At 48.0% G+C, this 18,842-nt stretch carries 16 protein-coding genes; 5 read left to right on the top strand and 11 right to left on the bottom strand.

Annotation, left to right across the window (positions count from 1 at the left end):
* Nucleotides 1-75: 75 nt before the first annotated feature.
* The 3 genes from ACLIN2_RS15825 to ACLIN2_RS15835 all read right to left on the bottom strand — a co-directional run bounded on the left by ACLIN2_RS15825 (nucleotide 76) and on the right by ACLIN2_RS15835 (nucleotide 3,910).
* Nucleotides 76-1,683 carry a glutathione ABC transporter substrate-binding protein gene (locus ACLIN2_RS15825; protein ID WP_411501519.1) on the bottom strand — a complete coding sequence of 536 codons (1,608 nt, stop codon included), beginning with the start codon at nucleotides 1,681-1,683 and terminating at the stop codon, nucleotides 76-78.
* A 75-nt stretch (nucleotides 1,684-1,758) separates the two neighbouring features.
* A complete protein-coding gene (locus ACLIN2_RS15830) occupies nucleotides 1,759-2,817 on the bottom strand; it encodes a Gfo/Idh/MocA family protein (protein ID WP_411501520.1) in 1,059 nt (352 codons plus the stop codon).
* A gap of 103 nt (nucleotides 2,818-2,920) precedes the next feature.
* Nucleotides 2,921-3,910, bottom strand: coding sequence for an ROK family protein (locus ACLIN2_RS15835; protein WP_411501521.1), 990 nt, complete (start codon nucleotides 3,908-3,910; stop codon nucleotides 2,921-2,923).
* Nucleotides 3,911-4,225: 315 nt separating this feature from the next.
* On the opposite strand from ACLIN2_RS15835, the gene ACLIN2_RS15840 reads away from it, so the two are divergent.
* From ACLIN2_RS15840 to ACLIN2_RS15860, 5 genes are all read left to right on the top strand, one after another.
* Nucleotides 4,226-4,966, top strand: a complete 741-nt coding sequence (locus ACLIN2_RS15840; RefSeq protein ID WP_411501522.1) for a GntR family transcriptional regulator — start codon at nucleotides 4,226-4,228, stop codon at nucleotides 4,964-4,966.
* 135 nt (nucleotides 4,967-5,101) lie between these two features.
* Nucleotides 5,102-6,070 (top strand): SIS domain-containing protein, encoded by a 969-nt coding sequence (locus ACLIN2_RS15845; protein WP_411501523.1) that lies wholly within the window; start codon nucleotides 5,102-5,104, stop codon nucleotides 6,068-6,070.
* A gap of 101 nt (nucleotides 6,071-6,171) precedes the next feature.
* Nucleotides 6,172-7,497 (top strand): ABC transporter substrate-binding protein, encoded by a 1,326-nt coding sequence (locus tag ACLIN2_RS15850; protein ID WP_411501524.1) that lies wholly within the window; start codon nucleotides 6,172-6,174, stop codon nucleotides 7,495-7,497.
* Nucleotides 7,498-7,560: 63 nt separating this feature from the next.
* Nucleotides 7,561-8,436 carry a carbohydrate ABC transporter permease gene (locus tag ACLIN2_RS15855; RefSeq protein ID WP_301168736.1) on the top strand — a complete coding sequence of 292 codons (876 nt, stop codon included), beginning with the start codon at nucleotides 7,561-7,563 and terminating at the stop codon, nucleotides 8,434-8,436.
* A 5-nt stretch (nucleotides 8,437-8,441) separates the two neighbouring features.
* Nucleotides 8,442-9,332: a carbohydrate ABC transporter permease gene (locus ACLIN2_RS15860; RefSeq protein WP_411501525.1), complete on the top strand. Its 891-nt coding sequence runs from the start codon at nucleotides 8,442-8,444 to the stop codon at nucleotides 9,330-9,332.
* A 49-nt stretch (nucleotides 9,333-9,381) separates the two neighbouring features.
* On the opposite strand, the gene ACLIN2_RS15865 is transcribed toward ACLIN2_RS15860, so the two are convergent.
* The 8 genes from ACLIN2_RS15865 to ACLIN2_RS15900 form a co-directional block, all read right to left on the bottom strand.
* Nucleotides 9,382-10,203 carry a PfkB family carbohydrate kinase gene (locus ACLIN2_RS15865; RefSeq protein WP_327929095.1) on the bottom strand — a complete coding sequence of 274 codons (822 nt, stop codon included), beginning with the start codon at nucleotides 10,201-10,203 and terminating at the stop codon, nucleotides 9,382-9,384.
* 382 nt (nucleotides 10,204-10,585) lie between these two features.
* Nucleotides 10,586-11,824 (bottom strand): ArgE/DapE family deacylase, encoded by a 1,239-nt coding sequence (locus tag ACLIN2_RS15870; protein ID WP_411501526.1) that lies wholly within the window; start codon nucleotides 11,822-11,824, stop codon nucleotides 10,586-10,588.
* Nucleotides 11,825-11,837: 13 nt separating this feature from the next.
* Nucleotides 11,838-13,205, bottom strand: coding sequence for an allantoinase AllB (gene allB, locus ACLIN2_RS15875; protein ID WP_411501527.1), 1,368 nt, complete (start codon nucleotides 13,203-13,205; stop codon nucleotides 11,838-11,840).
* Nucleotides 13,206-13,296: 91 nt separating this feature from the next.
* Nucleotides 13,297-14,268, bottom strand: coding sequence for an ABC transporter ATP-binding protein (locus ACLIN2_RS15880; protein ID WP_411501528.1), 972 nt, complete (start codon nucleotides 14,266-14,268; stop codon nucleotides 13,297-13,299).
* Complete coding sequence (locus ACLIN2_RS15885) at nucleotides 14,258-15,274, bottom strand: ABC transporter ATP-binding protein (RefSeq protein ID WP_411501529.1); 1,017 nt, start codon at nucleotides 15,272-15,274, stop codon at nucleotides 14,258-14,260. Before ACLIN2_RS15885 ends, ACLIN2_RS15880 begins: the two co-directional genes overlap by 11 nt.
* Nucleotides 15,275-15,283: 9 nt before the next feature.
* Nucleotides 15,284-16,192 (bottom strand): ABC transporter permease, encoded by a 909-nt coding sequence (locus ACLIN2_RS15890; protein WP_328201488.1) that lies wholly within the window; start codon nucleotides 16,190-16,192, stop codon nucleotides 15,284-15,286.
* Between the two features lie 2 nt (nucleotides 16,193-16,194).
* Nucleotides 16,195-17,133: a nickel ABC transporter permease gene (nikB, locus tag ACLIN2_RS15895; RefSeq protein ID WP_327929090.1), complete on the bottom strand. Its 939-nt coding sequence runs from the start codon at nucleotides 17,131-17,133 to the stop codon at nucleotides 16,195-16,197.
* A gap of 114 nt (nucleotides 17,134-17,247) precedes the next feature.
* The gene (locus ACLIN2_RS15900) at nucleotides 17,248-18,771 is read right to left on the bottom strand and encodes an ABC transporter substrate-binding protein (RefSeq protein ID WP_411501530.1); all 1,524 of its coding nucleotides are present in this window, start codon (nucleotides 18,769-18,771) and stop codon (nucleotides 17,248-17,250) included.
* Between the last annotated feature and the right edge of the window lie 71 nt (nucleotides 18,772-18,842).

Here is an 18,842-nt window from a genome sequence, read left to right on the forward strand (position 1 = left end):
ATCGGTTCCTCCTAAATAGGGAAAAGTAAAGCGGCGCTGGGCAACAGGCTTGTGACCCAACGCCACTTTTTCGATTTATTTTATTTCCGCTTCTCTGACGTAGATGCCGCCGCTTGGCGTGATGTAAACACCGTCTACGTTACTGCGTTTTCCGTACAAAATTTCATCGACTGCGAGGAAAATCCATGGCGCTTCCTTAAATACGTTTTCTTGTACAATTCCATACAGTTCTTTTTGCTTCGCTTGGTCAGAGGATTGGGTAGCTTCCTTGATGCTCTTATCGACCAGATCGTTTTTGTAGAAAGCGGTGTTGGCTCCTGCTGGCGGGAAGTTCTCGCTGCTGAACAGGGAGCGCATCGCGTTGTCAGGGTCTGCAGAAGACCAGCTTACATACCACATCTGCATTTTTGCTTCTTCTGGTGATTTGATGTTGTAGATTTCGTCAGACAGGGTGGCTTCTTCCATCGATTTCACATCTACCGTGATGCCGACCTTTTGCAGCTGCTGCTGAATGAACTGCATACCTTTCATCGTATCCGAGTTGGTATTGCCCCAGATTTCTGTCGAAAAGCCGTTTTCGTAGCCAGCTTCCTTGAGCAGCTGCTTCGCTTTTTCCACGTCGTACTCATACTCACCCTGTTTGGCGTAGTGAGCGATCGTAGGCGACATGAGGGATTCCAGCTTCGCACCATAACCCGCTTTGACTACTTTAATGAACGCATCCTTGTCTACTGCATAGTTGATGGCTTGTCTGACGCGCGGGTCGTCAAATGGCTTCTTCACCATATTGATCGATACATAACGGGTAATCGTCGATGGCGTACGTTCTACCTTAACGCCTTCTGCTCCGCTCAAAGTCTCTACTTGCTGTTCAGGCAGCGGATAAATGACGTCTGCCTCACCTGTTTTGAGCATCGCTACGCGAGAGCCATTTTCAGGAACGGGTTTGTACGTAATTTTGGCAACCTTCGCTGCACCTTTGTTCCAGTGATCCGGATTCAGCTCGACCGTCAGATGGTCGCCCTGCACCCACTCTACAAATTTGTAAGGCCCGGTTCCTACTGGATTCTTCGCAATGTCTTTTCCGTACTTCTCCAAAGCTTGCGGACTGATGATTCCCGTAGTAAATTTGTTGATCATCGCACTAAACGGCTGGTTCAGTGTCACTTTTACCGTGTATTCATCCACGACTTCCGTGCTCTTGATATACTTATAATTTCGATACGCACGCAGGTTGTTTTCCTGATTGCTCATACGGTCAAAGTTGATTTTGACCGCTTCTGCGTTGAAGGGGGTACCATCATGGAACTTCACGTTTTGGCGCAGTTTAAACGTGTATTCCGTAGCCTCTGGATTCGCAGAATATTCAGTCGCAAGTCCGGGGATCAATTTTAGATCTTTGTCATAGATCATCAGCCCTTCGTACATCGAGGTCTGCACACCAGATGACAAAGCGTCACCCGTATTTTGCGGGTCCATCGTGATGAAGTTCTCATTGACCGCCACCACCAGTTCATCTTTCTTTGTCGATGGCGTCTCTTGTGCAGTGGAAGTGCTTGGAGCAGCACTGCCACCACTGCTGCTGCCTGAACTCGTAGGACTGTTACCGCTGGAACACCCAATTAGTAAAGCTACTGAAAAAAGGAAGACAGATGCTGCTCGAAAATAGGACACTTTTTTCATAACCTTTTCCCCCTTACAATTTTTATCTGATAGATGAAATCTGGATGTCCCAAGGTACACTGCCAATAGCCTGACTCAATATTCGATTTCGCGTCCTTGCTGCGCCGATTCGTAGATTCCGCAAAGAATTTTCATCATCTCTACGCCATCTTGTACAGGGCTGAGAGTCTCTTTCTCACCAAGAACACTGGAGATAAAGTGATCAATTTCATTTTGAAAGCCTTGCTTAAAGTCAAACGATAATTTATCGATCTGCGGGCTGACGTTCAGGATCGTATCGTGTTTTTCCGTTACGATGGAAAGCTGTGGCTCTACCTCGGCACCGCCTTTGTCGCCATATAGCTTGACAGACAGCTCTTCTTTTTTCGCATGGAGCGTGTAGCTTACATCCACCATGAGCGAGGCTCCATTCTCAAAGCGAATGATCGCATTGGCCAAGTCCTCTACCGTGTTTTTTCCGGGGTCGTAATCGGCTGCTTTGTAAAAGGAAAGGTTCTTGACGTTGGCGCGATTACCAAGCTTGTTGTATGTATTTCCGCTGACCGTCTTCACTTTCGGACAACCCATTAAGTACCAGCAAAGATCGATCACGTGGACGCCCAAGTCGATCAGCGGCCCTCCACCGGATCTCTCCTTGTCAGCAAACCATCCACCCGGATTTCCCAAACGGCGCAGGCAGGATGCTTTGGCGTAGTAGATATCCCCGAGGTCTCCCGCATCAATGAACTGCTTCAAGAGCTGAGCATTCGTATCGTATCTTCGGACAAACCCGACCTGCAGGACCTTGCCGCTGCGTTTTACTGCCTCCTCGATTTCCAGAGCGCTTTCAACCGATGTGGATAAAGGCTTTTCGAGCAGGACGTGCTTGCCTGCGTTCAAAGCCGCGATCGAAATCTCTGCATGCGTGTTGTTCCAGGTGCAAATGCTTACAGCATCGATTTCTTCATTTGCAAATACGTCTTCCAATCGACAATAATAGGTTCTGGCATTGAACTTTTCCGCTTTCTCCTTGGCTCGTTCCTGATTGAAATCTACGACAGCATACAGCTCAGCTTTTTCATTGTTTTGGTACGATTGCATATGCATGTCTGAAATGGAACCTGCGCCGATTACCGCGACCTTTACTTTTCTCACGTTTAGCCTCCTAATGATCTGTCTTCATCGCTAATTAATTTTTCCATTGGAGTTATTAAATAGATGATACAAAATTATCTCAATTTTTGCAATACATGTTCAGTTATAAAAATGAAAATTTTCCAGCTCTCTCTTGCGTAGAAAATAGCAAGCCTGCCGCTCCCATGACGCCTGATTCTGTCCCTAATTGATTTAGCTCCACGCGAACTTGGTTCGCCAAGCCGGGTATACAATGCGCTGTCACGCCTTTTTCAATCTCCTCCAAAATAACAGGAGCCGAGTTCATGACCCCACCGCCGAACACGAGCAGTTCCGGATTAAATAAATGGATTAAATTCGTCGCTCCAATCCCTAAATAAAAGCCCGCCTGCTTCAAAATGCCGATCGAAAACCGATCTCCCTGGAGAGCCGCTTCTCCAATCTGCTTTGCCGTTAGCGCTTCGTGCCCTTCCAATAAGCTTCCGGAAAACGATGAATCGCGGTTTGCTATTTTTGTTCGCGCCATATTTTCAATCGCAGTGCCTGACGAATAGTTCTCCAGGCACCCCCTGTTCCCGCAGCGGCAGATCGGCCCCTTCCAATCGATCGATATGTGCCCGAATTCGCCTGCGCTGCCATCATTTCCTGTGAGCAGGCGACCGTTACAAATGATCCCCGCACCTACGCCTGTACTTACAGTGACGTAAATCATATTTTGCGTTCCTTTGCCCGCTCCCCACATCCACTCGGCTACCGCCGAAGCATTCGCGTCATTCATCAAATACGCAGGAAGGTCGAATCTCTCCTGAATCAGCTGGCCGATGGGAACGTTGCGCCACCCGAGATTGCTCGCAAAAATCACCTCGTTTTTCGCGCTGTCGATGACTCCTGCCGAAGCGATTCCCACCCCTCGCACCTGATTTCCCTCCACGCTTGCGTCTGCCATCACGGCTTCGATCGCGGCCAAAACCCGATTGATTACCGCTTGTTCACCATCATCCGAAGAAGTCGGCAGCTGCTTTTGGCTTACAATCTGTCCCCTGCCGTCTATCAATCCAGCCAGAATCTTCGTTCCACCCAAATCTAGCCCGATTGCGTACTCGTTTCTATCCACTGCTGCCCTCCTCCCTTCCAATCGCAGATATCAGTTACTTTCTCCACTGGTTTTATAAAGTAGCTTCTCTATATTATTAGCACATCACCTGCAATTCGTCCAGATTATTCAGAATATTATTTTATATCAAAACGCGAGGGCACGCTCTCGACCATGGTAACCCTCTGATTAAACTGAGCTTTTAGGGGGGCCGCAGACGAAGGCTTCGTCTTTCCCCGCTTAGGAAAGAACGAAATTTAGTAAAATGCTTGCCTGAATAAAATGTGATATATTATTATATGACGATTCAAAATTTTTTTGATCGGAGACGAAACGATGAAATTAAACAACTCCAGCCTCAAGCCGCTTTATCTCCAGCTAAAAGAGGTCATCAAGGAAGATATCAATCGTGGCGTATACAAAGTCGGACAGCAGCTTCCTCCAGAGGGAGAGCTTTGCGAAATGTACGGTGTGAGCCGGATTACAACCCGCCGAGCGATAACAGAGCTGGTTGAAGCGGGAATCTTGCAGCGTCAGCAAGGCAAAGGCACCTTCGTCACAGCCAGCAAATTAAAACGCGAGCTGATCGCCGTGAACGGTTTTTCAGAATTTCTCACCCAGACCGGCAAGATGCCGCAGCCACGGATCGTTTCTACTACGATTCTTGAAGCAGATGAAGTCATTGCTGCCCCTCTGCAAATTTCGCCCGGAACATCCATACTCCAGTTGAAGCGGCTGCATTATGTGAACGACGCCCCACTCGTATGGGAAACCGTCTATTATCCGTTGACCCGGTTTCCAAACCTAGAAAAGCATATTGCCGAATCGATTTCTACCTACCAAGTGCTGAAGAAATACTATGATATCCAGCCCGCTTCCAATCTGAAGACGCTAAATGTCATTATGGCCACACAAGAAGAAGCCCAATTGCTGCGTTGTCCCATTGGTACCCCTCTCTATCAAATCGACAAGGTTGCCTACGATGATCAAGAAAAGCCCTTCCATTCCTCCTGTTCTCTCATCCCCACGGACCGCGTCACATTCACGATCAATACAGGACACACCCGCAACAACTGACACTGGACGAAGAATCCAGTGTTTTTATGTCTATACGATTTTTATTTTATTTTTCTGACAAATCAGTTGAATACCTTTTGATAAGATGTTATATATTGTTATATAACCAATTCATCCATTTAAGGAGGTCATTTCATGTTACACCCACAAGTTCAGCAGGCTTTGGATGCGATCAGCTCCCGCCCCATTGAGAATGTGTTTCTCGTCGCATGCGGAGGCTCATCCGCATTGATGTACCCGAGCAAATATTTCCTGGATCGGGAAGCGAAGACTATAGCGGCTGACCTGTATAGCTCCAACGAATTTATTCACCGCAACCCCGTACGACTAGGCTCCAAATCCCTGGTTATCCTTTGCTCACATTCCGGCAATACCCCAGAGACAGCCGAGGCAGCAAAATTTGCTCGCAGCAAGGGGGCACTCACTGTCTCCTTAACGAACGAGCCTGCTTCTCCGTTGGCGGAAGCATCCGAGCATGTCATCAAATACAGCTACGGACCAGAAGCGCCGGCTTTCGAAACCAATTACTCGATCATGTACCAGCTGGTGTCGGGGCTGCTTTACGTAAAAGAAGAAAATGCGAAATTCCACCGCATGATTCATTCCTTGCAAGGCTTGCAAGGTGCCTATGATCGTGCGAAGATTCAGTTCGCTGACCAGGCAAAAGCATTTGCTGCCAGCAACAAGGACGAGAAAGTCATCTACACGATGGCGAGCGGAGCAAACTACGGCGTCGCCTACTCTTTTGCGATTTGCATCCTCATGGAAATGCAATGGATTCACTCTCACGCCATCCACGCCGGCGAATACTTCCATGGCCCCTTTGAAATTCTTGATAAAACCGTGCCGATCATCCAGCTTCTTGGACTTGATGAGACTCGCCCGCTGGAGGAGCGCGCCCTGCATTTCAGTAGACAATATGGCGAAAAGCTGATCGTGATCGACGCCAAAGAATTTGACTTGTCCGGCATCGATGAAGATCTCAAAGGCTACATCTCGCCACTCGTCCTGAATTTTGTCCTGCGCCAGTTTGCAAATGAATTGGCGGATGCCCGTAATCACCCACTATCCACTCGCAGGTACATGTGGAAGGTCCCTTATTAGGCCATACAGGAAAATAGTTATTTGACAATTCTTAATTTTACATCGTAATATAATGTTATATTATGTTATATTTTTCCTGCAAGATAAAAGGGGGCAACGTCATGAAGAGAATGGTTAGATTCACGACTGGTCTATTGCTCGTTCTTTCTCTCGCAACAGGATGTTCCACGGCAGATTCGTCCAAGCCGCAAGCCTCTGCAGATCCCGGTGGCAATGCAGTCACTCCTGCTTCGGGCGAGCAGATTACCTTGCGCCTCTTCCATCGTTGGCCAAGGGACCCTGACAAAACGTACTTTGAACAGGTGGTTAAGGAGTTTGAGAAAGAAAATCCAAACATCCACATCGAAACCGAGGCTGTGCTCAATGATGCCTACAAGGAAAAAATAAGCGTATTGCTTGGCACGAATAATCCCCCCGACATCTACTTTTCGTGGAGCGGTGAGTACGCCTACAAGTTCGTACGTGGTGGAAAAGCTTTGGATTTGACGAATTATGCCCAGCAGGACAAAGCTTGGTCTGAACAGCTGATGGAATCTCAGCTGGTACCGTTCAGTCTGGACAACAAACTGTATGGCGTTCCCCTTACGATTGACGGCAAGACGTTTTTCTACAACAAAGAGATTTTCTCCAAGCTGAACCTTCAAGTACCGAAGACCTGGTCGGAATTCATCTCTGCCCTGCAAACGATTAAGGACAACGGCTACACCCCCATCACTTTCGGGAACAAGGCGCCTTGGGCCTCTTCCCACTATATTGGGACGCTCAATCAACGCATGGTCGAGGAAAGCGTCCGGGAGAAGGACTACAATCGAGCATCCGGTACGTTTGAAGACTCTGGCTACGTGGAAGCACTGAGAAAATTGCAGGAGCTCGTCCCCTATTTCAATAAGGACGTGAACGGGCTGGATCATGAGTTTGCGAGACAGATGTTCGTCGACCAAAAGGCAGCGATCTTCTATGCGGAAACCGCAGAAGTCCGGCTTGTTGAACCGAAGACCAAATTCCAATGGGGCTTCCTCGATTTTCCGGCGATCGAGGGCGGCAAAGGGAATCCGAACTATTTAACCGGTGCCCCGGAAGGCTTCATGATTTCCTCTACGACCAAGCACCCAGAGGAAGCGGTAAAATTCCTCAAGTTTTTAACTTCAAAGGCACAAGCCGAAAAGTTCGTTAAAGATGTAGGCAAGTACAGTGCAGTCAAAGGTGCTGTGAATGAAAACACGGCCTCCCCACTCGGAATCGAGGCAGTCGAACGTGTGACCAGTGCAGAAGGATTGGCTCTATGGCTGGATACGGACCTGGATATCAAGATCGTTGATGCTTATTTGGCTGGTACACAGCAGATGCTCAATGGGGAAAAGACGCCAGAGGATGTTCTGCAAGACGTTCGGAAGGCAGCGCAGCAAGTGCGGGAACAGGTCAAGTAGACTAGGTGGCAGTGGAGTCCGAACGACTCCACTGTCTCTTCATACAGAAAGGGGGATGACCATATGCTTCAGCGGAAATTTACTGGATACTTGTATGTACTTCCTTGTTTCCTCATGATTCTCATCTTCATTTACTTCCCCATTGTTCAAAACATCGAGTTTAGTTTGTTTGAGTGGAGCGCCTTCTCCCCAGAGAGGACTTTCGTCGGACTTACCCAGTACGTTCAGCTGTTTCACGATCCGATTTTTTATAAGGCATTGACGAATAACATCTACTACGCGGTCATCTCCATGATCTTTCAGGTAGGCGGCGGACTGGTCCTGGCAGCTATTCTCGAGGATAAGGTTTTCCGAAGATTCTCCCCTTTATTTCGAACCGTTTTCTTTACACCTGTCATCATCTCGATCACAGTGATCGCCCTGTTGTTCGACTTCATCTATCATCCGCAAGTCGGTCTATTAAACGGATTTTTGTCTGCCATTGGCCTTGAGAGTTGGACAAGGGCTTGGGTAGGTGATTCCGCCACTGCCATTTTCGCAGCGATCGCGGTTTCCCAGTGGCAGAGTATCGGCTACATCATGATGCTGTTCATCGTAGCGATCCAGAAAATCCCACAGGAACTATACGAAGCAGCCGAAATGGATGGCGCGAGTAAAGTCCAAATGTTTTTCCATGTGACGGTCCCACAGGTAAGGGAGATGACATTCGTTACTTCTACCATTACGTTAGCGGGTGCCTTTACCGTTTTCAACGAAGTGTACATTCTCACGGGCGGCGGTCCTGGTCATGCTTCAGAGGTACTGGGGACCTATCTCTACCAATCCGCATTCATAAATGACCAGATGGGATATGCCTCCACCATTGCGAATGTCATTTTGGCGATTACCCTCGTTATATCGCTCGTTCAAATGAAACTATCCAAAACAGGAGAGGAGTAACTTACATGGAGAGAAATTTGGAAACGGTTTCAGAGCAAAGTACTACTCCCCTCCTCCCCCTCGCAAAGCGAAAGCGTTCGCCTAAGCTGGGTACATACTCCCTTTTTCTCGTCCTCCTGCTGTACTTTGTGGCTATCGCTTATCCTCTATTTTGGATGGTGATGAACTCCCTCAAGGAATCCTCCGAAATCTTCAGCGATAGCTGGGCGCTGCCAACTCAGTGGCTGTTTGAGAATTACGTAACAGCTTGGGAACAAGGGATCTCGGAATACTTCCTGAACAGTGTGATTGTGACCAGCTTGACCTGCTTTCTGACAGTCCTGTTGAGCGCTCTTGGGGCTTACGGGCTCACACGGTTCCAATTTCGCGGCAAGAACCTTATCTTGATCTTGATTCTCGGTGGCCTGATGCTTTCCCCGCAGGTAAGCTTGATTCCGCTCTACAAGCTCATCCAAAGCTTAGGCTTGTTCAATACGTATTGGGCGTTAATCATCCCTTATGTGGCGTATCGTCTCCCCTTTACGATCCTGCTGATCCGTGCGCATTTTTTAACCATCCCGAAAGAAATTGAGGAAGCGGCTTACCTCGATGGCTGCAGCAGCTTCGGTGTCTTCACGCGAGTCTTTTTGCCGCTCAGCACACCGATCTTGCTCACCTCGACACTTCTCACCGCCTACTTTTCGTGGAATGAATTTCTTTTCTCTATCATCTTTATCGATGACAACAAGCTAAAGACGATCCCCTCTGGACTCATGGCTTTCCGGGATATGCTGCAAACCGATTGGGGTGTGCTACTCGCCGGACTGACCATCTCCGCTCTTCCTATCATTCTTCTCTTTTTGTTTATGCAAAAATACTTCGTCAGAGGTCTCACCAGCGGCGGCATAAAAGGATAAAAGAAGCTAGATTCTGCATCTAGCTTCTTTCTTTTGGCAAATCTCTTGATTACCCGACTTTTGCAACTCCATAACCGAAAGCACCGTAGTGACCACACGTTTTGGACGCCGCTAGGGAAGCTTGCTGCAGCGCATCTTCCATCTCCACATTTTGGTGGTATTTTATCAGAAACATCGCGATGAAAGAATCTCCTGCGCCAAGTGTGTCCACTACCTCGGTTTCTACAATTTGCTGCCGGTACAGCCTGCCTTCTTCTGAAAAGAGCGCTCCCAAGGCACCGCGAGTGACACCGATTACTTTTGTTCCCAATTGATGCACCTGCTGGATCAGCTGGAGGCACTCGTCTTCTGTCAGATCGCTTCCGGAGAAAAAGCCGTAATCGATGTAAGGGCAAACACGCTGCAAATAAGAATCCGTCCAACGATTTGAAAAATCAAAGGAAATCGCTATCTTCTGGTGCAATTCGGGCAGTTCATGCTCCAAATTGCTGTAAATACTGGTGTGCAGCAGATCATGGGAAGCGATGTATTCTTTATCCTGCTGGTTCAGCCGAAGTCCCATGTATGCCTGTACGCCGCCTGCATTTGAGCCGACAAAGACCCGATCCCCGTCCGTATTGAGTGAGACGATGGCTTCTCCATTTGGGCCAAAGGCTTGCCTTAATCTTGAAATATCGATGTTTTCTAATAGCAGGGTTTGTTTTACATGCTCTGCAGCCTGATCATTGCCAATGATACCGATATACGAGGAAACCGCAGCTTGATAGCGCTTGCCCAGCACGGCAACATTCAACGCATTGCCCCCAGGAAATATCTCCCCGCGGTCTTTGTAATAATCCACAACATTATCGCCAATTGCAATCAGTCTCATCGCCATTCCCCCATCGATTTTCGGCATTACATCTTATAACATTATATAACAAACTGATAATACAGTCTATTCTTATTATTGCATCATCTCGGTTGGTACTGGATCGAAACAGGCTTTAGTACGGTAGGTCACATCGGTTATGGATACGGTAACGATGGATTTTACAGCTCTAGGGAACAAAAAAGAACACACCATTCATAAAAGATTGGTGTGCTTCTTATGTAAGTCGATAAGCTTAAGCTGTGAACCTCGCTGGAAACTAGCACATTTGCTATGCGCTCTCAGTACTCCAGAGAATGAATCGACTGGTCGTGACGAATGATCGCCTCTTGATCCAGCCTGCCTTCCACTTTTCGTGTTTGACTTGCTCTTTGTGCGACACCTATTTTTTCAACAAATCATAGAGCGTCAGCGCCACAATTTTCGCGGCCTTCACCAAATCATCAATGAGGACATGCTCGTCAGCTCTGTGCCCGTTTGCTTCCAGCAAGGTTTTCGGTCCCGCTCCAAACATCACCACCGGTATGCCCGCTTCATAGAAATGCCTGGCATCAGCGTAGAGCGGTACCCCTTGGATTTCTAGAGGTCCTTCCATTACCTCTCTCCAATTTGAGCCCAGAGTCTGTATCAACGGCTCTTCCACATGTACCGGACCAAAGCTGTTTGCCAAAAGGATTCGCTCTACCTCCACTTCAATGCCCTCGAAATGGCGAATCGCTTGCTCAACCACCTGTTGGATTTCCTTTTCCGCCTGTTCTCCGCACTCTTCCGGGATGAGACGCCGATCCAGACGAATCGTACAACGGTCAGGTACCACATTTGTATTAATTCCGCCAGAGATTAATCCCACTACTAATGTCGGTGATTCAATCCCCGGGACGGCAGATTTGACTTTGCCAAGTGATTCGCGATAGTCATACAAGGAGTGGAGTATCGCGCTCATGGCGTGAATGGCGTCAAATCCTGTGTGAGGGGCTGCTGCATGAGCCGATTTGCCCTTCACCATGATTTCCAGATGCAGACATCCATTGTGGGCATTGACGATGGAATGCGTGAACCCAGCCGCGATCGCCATATCAGGGGTGATATACCCCCGATCCAATAACCACTTGGGACCGATTTCTCCTCCCGTTTCTTCGTCAAACGTAAACGCCAATGATACCTTTCCACTTAATTCCTCTGCCACGTGACGCAGTGCCATAAGGGCAAAGGTATAGGTCGCTATATCCGATTTGGAAACAGCTGCACCTCTACCATATAGTTTCCCATCCACGATCTCTCCGCCGTACGGGGGATAGGTCCATCCCATTCCAGGAGCAACGACATCACCATGAGCATTCAAGGAAATCTCGGGGCCTTCTCCCTCTCCGAAGGCTGTCGTTGAGAGGACATTTGCGACCCGGATCATACCGCTCGCCTTGACCTTCGCTTCATCTACGTCCAGCAACTGAACATTTTCGAATTGAAAATCTATCAATCTCTTATGAATATGCTCTGCTATTGCGTAACAATCTCCAGGCGGGTTATCGGACGGAATGGCAACAAGCTCTTGCAGAAATTGAATCATTTGCGCCTGATTGCTCTCTATCCATTGCAAAATATCTTTTTTGGCTCCGCTCATAATGGCTTCTCCTTTACACCGTAAATGGTATGAATTGTCCGATGGGTCGCCCTACAATCCCTTCATTTAGATCGAAAACTAACTGCCCTCTTACAAATGTTTTCGTGACACGGCAATGAATCGCTCTATGGATGTATGGACTATGCTTATGCCGGTAATGTAAGCTGTCTGGTTTGACCACATAGGATTGATTGGGGTCGAGCAGGATTATGTCAGCGTCTTTTGCGATCGCGATTTCACCTTTCGTCCTCAAGCGAAACCTTTCCGCAGGGGTGGTCGCTATCATTCGAACAAATTCAGTTATGGGTACACTGCGCTTTTTTACTGCTTCATCAAACATTAAGTCAACATTATTCTGGCAGCCCGTAATCCCGCCCCAGACTTCAAACATATCGTTCGTTTCACTATGCTTCATAGCTGGCGGGCAAGGAGAATGATCCGAGGTCAGCATATCAATTTTGCCTTGTTTCAGTGCTTCCCATAGCTTCTCCTGCTCCCACTCATCCCGCAAAGGCGGGGAACATTTGGCGGTGGCTCCTTTTTCTTCAAACTGACGGGTCGTAATCGTAAAGTAGTGCGGGCATGACTCCAGGGTTACGTCTACGCCTTCCTTGCGCGCTTTCATGATCTCTTCTACCGAATCGGCGCTGCTTATATGAACAAAGTGCAGCTTGCAACCAGTCTGTTTTGCGAAAAATAGGGCTCGCTTCACAGCATCTACTTCTGTAAAAACGGGACGAGATGCCACATAATCGGAAGCCGTTACCTTACCCAGCTTTCTTTTTTCTTGCGCGAGATGGTCCGTGATCTCGGCATTTTCAGCATGAATCGCTAACATATGTCCCAGCTCGGCTATCTTTTTCATTCCGGTATAAAGGGTGTAGTCATCTACATTTTTAAAATCATCCGGCAAGTCCGTTCCACAAGTAGCCATAAAGCACTTGTACGCGACAACGCCTGCGTCGGACAGCTCTTGTAACTTCTCCAGATTTCCCGGAACCAAGCCGCCATAAAAAGCATAGTCTACGTAATTTTTCCCTTCGGCCGCTGCAAGCTTTAAAGCGAGAGCCTCTATCGTCGTCGTGGCAGGCAATGCGTTCAACGGCATATCGATGTAGGTTGTGGTTCCTCCCGCTGCGAGCGCTTTTGTCCCCGTTTCAAACCCTTCCCATTCCGTTCGCCCTGGCTCACAAATATGAACATGTGCGTCAATCATCCCTGGCATTACGAATTGACCTGTTGCATCAACTACTTGATCGGCCGCTTCCTCTATCCTTTCAGCAATGGCGACTATCTTACCGTTTTGAATGGCGATGTCAACCCTTTTCACGTCATCTCTGAAAACGACATTCCCGTCTTTTATGAGCAAGTCATACTTCATAGCGGTCCCCTCTCGATCGTGAGTAGAACAAATATTCAGACTGAAACATCCCTGTACATTTTGCGAAAATCCTGATGTCGAAAAGGAAGCGCTATACCGTTACATGCAGTAGCTCATCGGCTCTGCAGCATGCGCAGAAATGACTGTTTCCAAAATCCTGGAGTGCTGGATCCTGCCCCACACACTTTGCCTGACTGTACAAACAACGCTTGGTAAACCGACAGCCCGGTTCGGGATCAATAGGACTGGTAAGTTCTCCAACCAGCTTTACGCGCTGCATTTTCTGACGGATGTTGGGTACTGGGATGGCAGAAAGCAATGCCTGTGAATAGGGATGGATCGTTTTTTTAAACAGCTCGTCAGATTCGGCTATTTCTACCAGCTGCCCCAGATACATGACCGCTATTTTATCGGAGAAGTACTTTACGACAGACAGATCATGGGTAATGAATAAATAGGTCAGACCGTATTCCGCCTGCAAATCCTTCAGCAAATTCAGAACCTGGGCTTGAATAGACACATCCAGCGATGATACGGGCTCGTCACATACGATGAACTGTGGAGTCAAGGACAATGCCCTTGCTATCCCTACGCGCTGTCGCCTGCCCCCATCAAGCTCGTGCGGATAGGAATTCACTAGTCTTTCACTCAATCCAACCACATCCATCAAGCGTCTGACTTCTGCTTCGAGATCAGCTCGATGCTTTATCTTTTTATGGATATACAGCGGCTCTCCAATAATTTCACCGATGGACATTCTCGGATTCAGCGAGGAAAACGGGTCCTGAAAGATGATTTGAAGATCCTTGCGCAGATCATGAATTTGTGCCTTATTCATCTTGCAAATGTCTTGCCCGTTGAAGAGGATTTCCCCGCTAGTCGCCTGATGCAGCCCGAGTATTAAACGGCCGATTGTTGACTTTCCACAGCCGGATTCTCCTACTAGTCCCAATGTTTCCCCGCGCTTCACACTGAAAGAGACATCATCGACAGCATGCAGCGTCCCGTTTTTCGATTTGAAATGCTTTTTAAGGTTCCTGACCTCCAGAATGTTATCTGCCATGTTTGACCGCCTCCTCTAGAAACGCAGGTGACTCAAACTTTCCCTCGTGCATCAAGCATTTCACAAAGTGAGTCCCTGCCACGTTCGTCATCGCCGGTTGGGTGCTCGAACAGAGTTCATTCATGTGCGGACAGCGGGGATGGAAGGAACAGCCAGACGGCAAATTCGTCGGGTCTGGCATCTGCCCAGCTATCGGCTTTAGCTTATCGACTTTCTCATCCAGAGTAGGAATGGATTTAAAAAGACCAATCGTATACGGGTGATGGGGATGTTCAAAAATCTCCTCGATCGTCCCTGTTTCCACAATCTCCCCTGCATACATGATGGCGACCCTGTCACACACCTGTGCAACTACACCCAGGTCATGCGTGATGAGCAGCAGTGATGTATTGAATTTCACTTTCAAATCATTCATCAATTCCAGTACTTGAGCTTGGATCGTTACATCCAGCGCAGTCGTTGGCTCATCCGCCAAGATGAGGTTCGGCGAGCAGGCAATACTCATGGCGATGACCACGCGCTGCTTCATTCCTCCTGAAAATTGATGGGGATATTCATCGTACCGATCTTTTGGGATCCCGACCATTTCCAGCATTTCAGCCGCCTTTTGCTGTGCCTCAGCTTTACTGCATGATTCATGGAGATGAATCACTTCCGCTATTTGGTCACCCACGGAATAAACAGGATTGAGACTGGTCATCGGATCTTGAAAAATCATCGATATTTTATTTCCGCGAATATGACGCAGCCTATCCGTTTTGGCTTTTAGCAGATCTTCTCCCTCATAGTAAATCTCTCCGCTCGTGATCTTGCCCGGGGGGTTCGCTACAAGCTGCAAAATGCTGAGTGCTGTTGTTGTTTTGCCGGCGCCCGTCTCTCCGACCAGACCTAGACTTTCCCCAGAAGCTAAGCTCAAATCCAGGGAATTCACCGCATGAACGATTTCGTCATCCGTCCTATACTCGACAGTGAGATTCTTAATTTCCAGTAGCTTTCCACCCGTCATAGCTGCCTCCTAATTCTTCAACTTAGGGTCCAATGCATCCCGCAAGCCATCCCCAAGGAGATTGAGAGAAAGAATGGTTAACATAATCGCTACACCGGGGAAAGCACAAACCCACCACGCATATCGGATATATTGCCGTCCGCCGCTGAGCATGGCGCCCCATTCAGGAGCAGGAGGCTGTATGCCAAGACCGATGAAGCTCAAGCTCGCGATGGATAAGATCGAGCCTGCGATACACAACGTTGCCTGAACGATTACGGGCGCCATCGAATTAGGAATGATGTGCCGAAAAATAATGCGGAAATCACTGGCACCAATCGCCCTCGCCGCTTCCACAAACTCTTCATTGCGAATAGCCATGACAGACGCCCTGACGATTCTAGCAAATGGAGGGATGTTCGAGATGCTAATGGCAATGAGCAGGTTGGTCATGCTGGGTCCAAGCGCAGATACGATCGCGATGGATAGCAAAATGCTAGGAATAGCCAGAAAAATATCCATGATCCGCATGATCGTATTATCGACTGCTTTACTTCCGTAACCGGCTATTGCCCCCAGCACACCACCAGCCACTGCAGCAATAAGAATCGTCGCAAACGAGATAGGAAGAGAAACTCGCGCTCCATGAACAATTCTGGCAAGAATATCTCTGCCTAATTCATCGGTCCCAAGCCAATGGCTGAGTGATGGTGGTTTGAGGCGTAATGCGGCACTTTGCTGAATGGCGACTGCGTTATAATCAAACAATACATTTGCGAAAATAGCCAAAAGACTGATAATCGCTAATATCACTAAGCCTGCGATGGCCATTTTATTCTTTTTTAATCGTTTCCAGATCGAAACCCACTGGGATTTCTTTTTCTTTCGCACGATGATTTCGGCTGATTCCTTTTCCCTCGGTATGGTGGTTGTATTCATCTCTACACCTTCTTCATCTTGTACTGAGCTCGGATACGTGGATCAAAATAGGCGTACAGGATATCGGTGACCAGATTGATAATGGTAAACATGGTGGCCATGACAAGCACAATCGCTAACACGACAGGCGTATCTTTTAATTTGATCGTTTCCACGAGCAGCCTGCCAATTCCCGGCCACGAAAATACCGTTTCTACCAGAACAGCGCCGCCGATAGCAAAACCAAACTGCAATCCTGATACCGTAATAATGGGGATCATCGCATTGCGCAGCGCATGCTTGATAATGACTGTAAACTCCTTGACTCCCTTCGCTCGCGCGGTTCGGATGTAGTCCTGCCTGATGGTCTCCAGCATGGATGATCGCGTCATTCGCGTAATGATAGCTAGCGAGCTGGCACTTAAGGTAATGGCAGGAAGAACTAACGACTTGAAGCCATCGAAGTTTGCCGATGGAAACCACCCTAGATTGGCAGCGAGTATGAGAATCAGCATGAGCCCTAACCAGAAGTTTGGCATGGATACGCCAATTAAAGCGGCAAACATCGAGACGGAATCAATCGCGGAATATTGCTTGGCTGCGGAAATCGTTCCCAACGGAATCCCTAGAGCAATGGCAAAAATGAGCGCCGAGCAGGCCAGGACGAGCGTGCTTGGAAACCTCGCTTCGATTTCAGCAGATACAGGCTGCTTGGTTGAATACGAAATCCCAAAGTCCCCTTGAACGACATTTCCGATGTAGTGGATGTACCGAACAAAAAATGGCTGATCAAGACCAAGCTCCTGTGTCATGGCAGCATGCGCCTCAGCTGTGTAGTTATCACCGAGATACATTTCAACGGGATCACCAGGAGTAAGGTCCATGATGGTAAATACGATTAAGCTTACCCCCAATAAAACAGGCACCAGCATAACCAACCTGCGCAGAATAAATTTGTACATCTGACAACCTCCAAATTTCGAATGGATTCTCCTCAAAAAATCGGCTTTTGCCAGACAGTCTGTTTCTCCGTATCATGCCGACGAAATTGATCGGCATGATACGAAGGTCAAGCTCTAGTTTTCAAAATACGTGCCGTAGATGGAGTGCGTTTTCCCCGGGTAAAGCCCAAAGCCCTTCACATTTGACTGCATGCCGGCATTTAAATGCTCAATTCCAATGGGGATCAGCGGAAGTTGGTCAGCTACAATCTTTTGTACCTCTGCATAAAGCTGCTTCGCTTCGTTAGAATCTGTGGTTACACTGGCTCTGTCTAGTTTTTCATCCACTTCTTTCGTTGCCCAGAAAGAACGGTTGCCTGAAAGTCCAAAGGCTTGCGTGTGATAAACGGCTCTGAGCATGCTATCTGGATCAATCGATGTTTTCGACATGAAGAACAGATCGTGCTCCCCTTTTCCCGTAGCAGAATAGTATTTTCCTTGTTCCATGGTTTTCACTTCAACATCAATGCCAATGGCACTAAGCTGACCCTGAATCACGACTGCAGCATCTCTTGGGACCTGACTATCCGGAACCCAGAGTGTCGTCTTAAAGCCATTCGGGTGTCCAGCTTCGGCAAGCAGGCTTTTCGCCTTTTCTACATTGAAATCATACGTAATCGTGTCAGGTGCAAAGCCAAATACGTCTGGCGGAATCATCGTATTGTGCGAAGGTGTGGCTACTCCGTTGAAAACGATATCAATAATGTCCTTTGTGTTAAGGGCGTACGCGATCGCTTGCCTTACACGAACATCATCCAAGAACGGCTTTTTGGTATTGAAGCCGAGATACCATTCCGTCGTGCTCGTCACCTCTTGCAATGCCAGGTTTTTGTTGCCCTTGACTTTATCCAAATCGGTGATAGCCAAATCATAGGCGAGGTCGATTTCTCCCGTTTCCAGACCAACCGATCTGTTCAGTGCTTCTGGAATCTGCCTGAAAATAAGAGTCTTTACTTTCGGTTCTCCCCTGTAATAATCGGGGAACGCTTCCAGAACGACATCGCCGCCAAGCTCCCAGGATACAAACTTGTATGGACCTGCGCCAACCGGATGCGCGTTGAAATCCTGACCGCTAGTCGCTGCCTTTTTGCTTAGAATGGCTGCAGCATCCAGCGTGAGCCTATACAGTAGCGCATTAAATGGCTTTGAAGTTACTATCTTAACGGTGTAATCATCCACAATCACGATGTCGCTGATAATGAGGTAATTGTAATTTACGCCAGCACTTGCAATGGTTCGTTCAAGGCTATACTTCACATCGGCCGCTTTCATTTCTTCCCCATTGTGAAACTTGACACCCTTGCGAAGGTGGAAAACGGTAGTCGTTTCATTTTCTACTTCCCATGATTCTGCTAGAGCAGGAACCAGTTTCATATTGCTGTCAAGCGCTACAAGCCTGTCAAAAATCTGTGTCGTCACACGATACGAAGCAACGGATGCCTGAATCTGAGGATCCATATAGACTGGCGCATCCGGCACCCCGACGATCATGGTATCTTTTGGGCCGCCAGACCCGCCATTTGCCGTTTCACTTGAGCAACTGGCAATCACGCTGCCAATCAGAAAGACGACGAGCAAGAAAACGGAAATTTTCTTCACCATTCTCACACCTTTCTGTATTTATTTTCCGAATATTCTGTATTTTAATGCCCTTAAAATGAATGAAGCAA

It is taken from the genome of Brevibacillus centrosporus, from assembly GCF_046622605.1.
GTDB classification, from domain to species: domain Bacteria; phylum Bacillota; class Bacilli; order Brevibacillales; family Brevibacillaceae; genus Brevibacillus; species Brevibacillus centrosporus.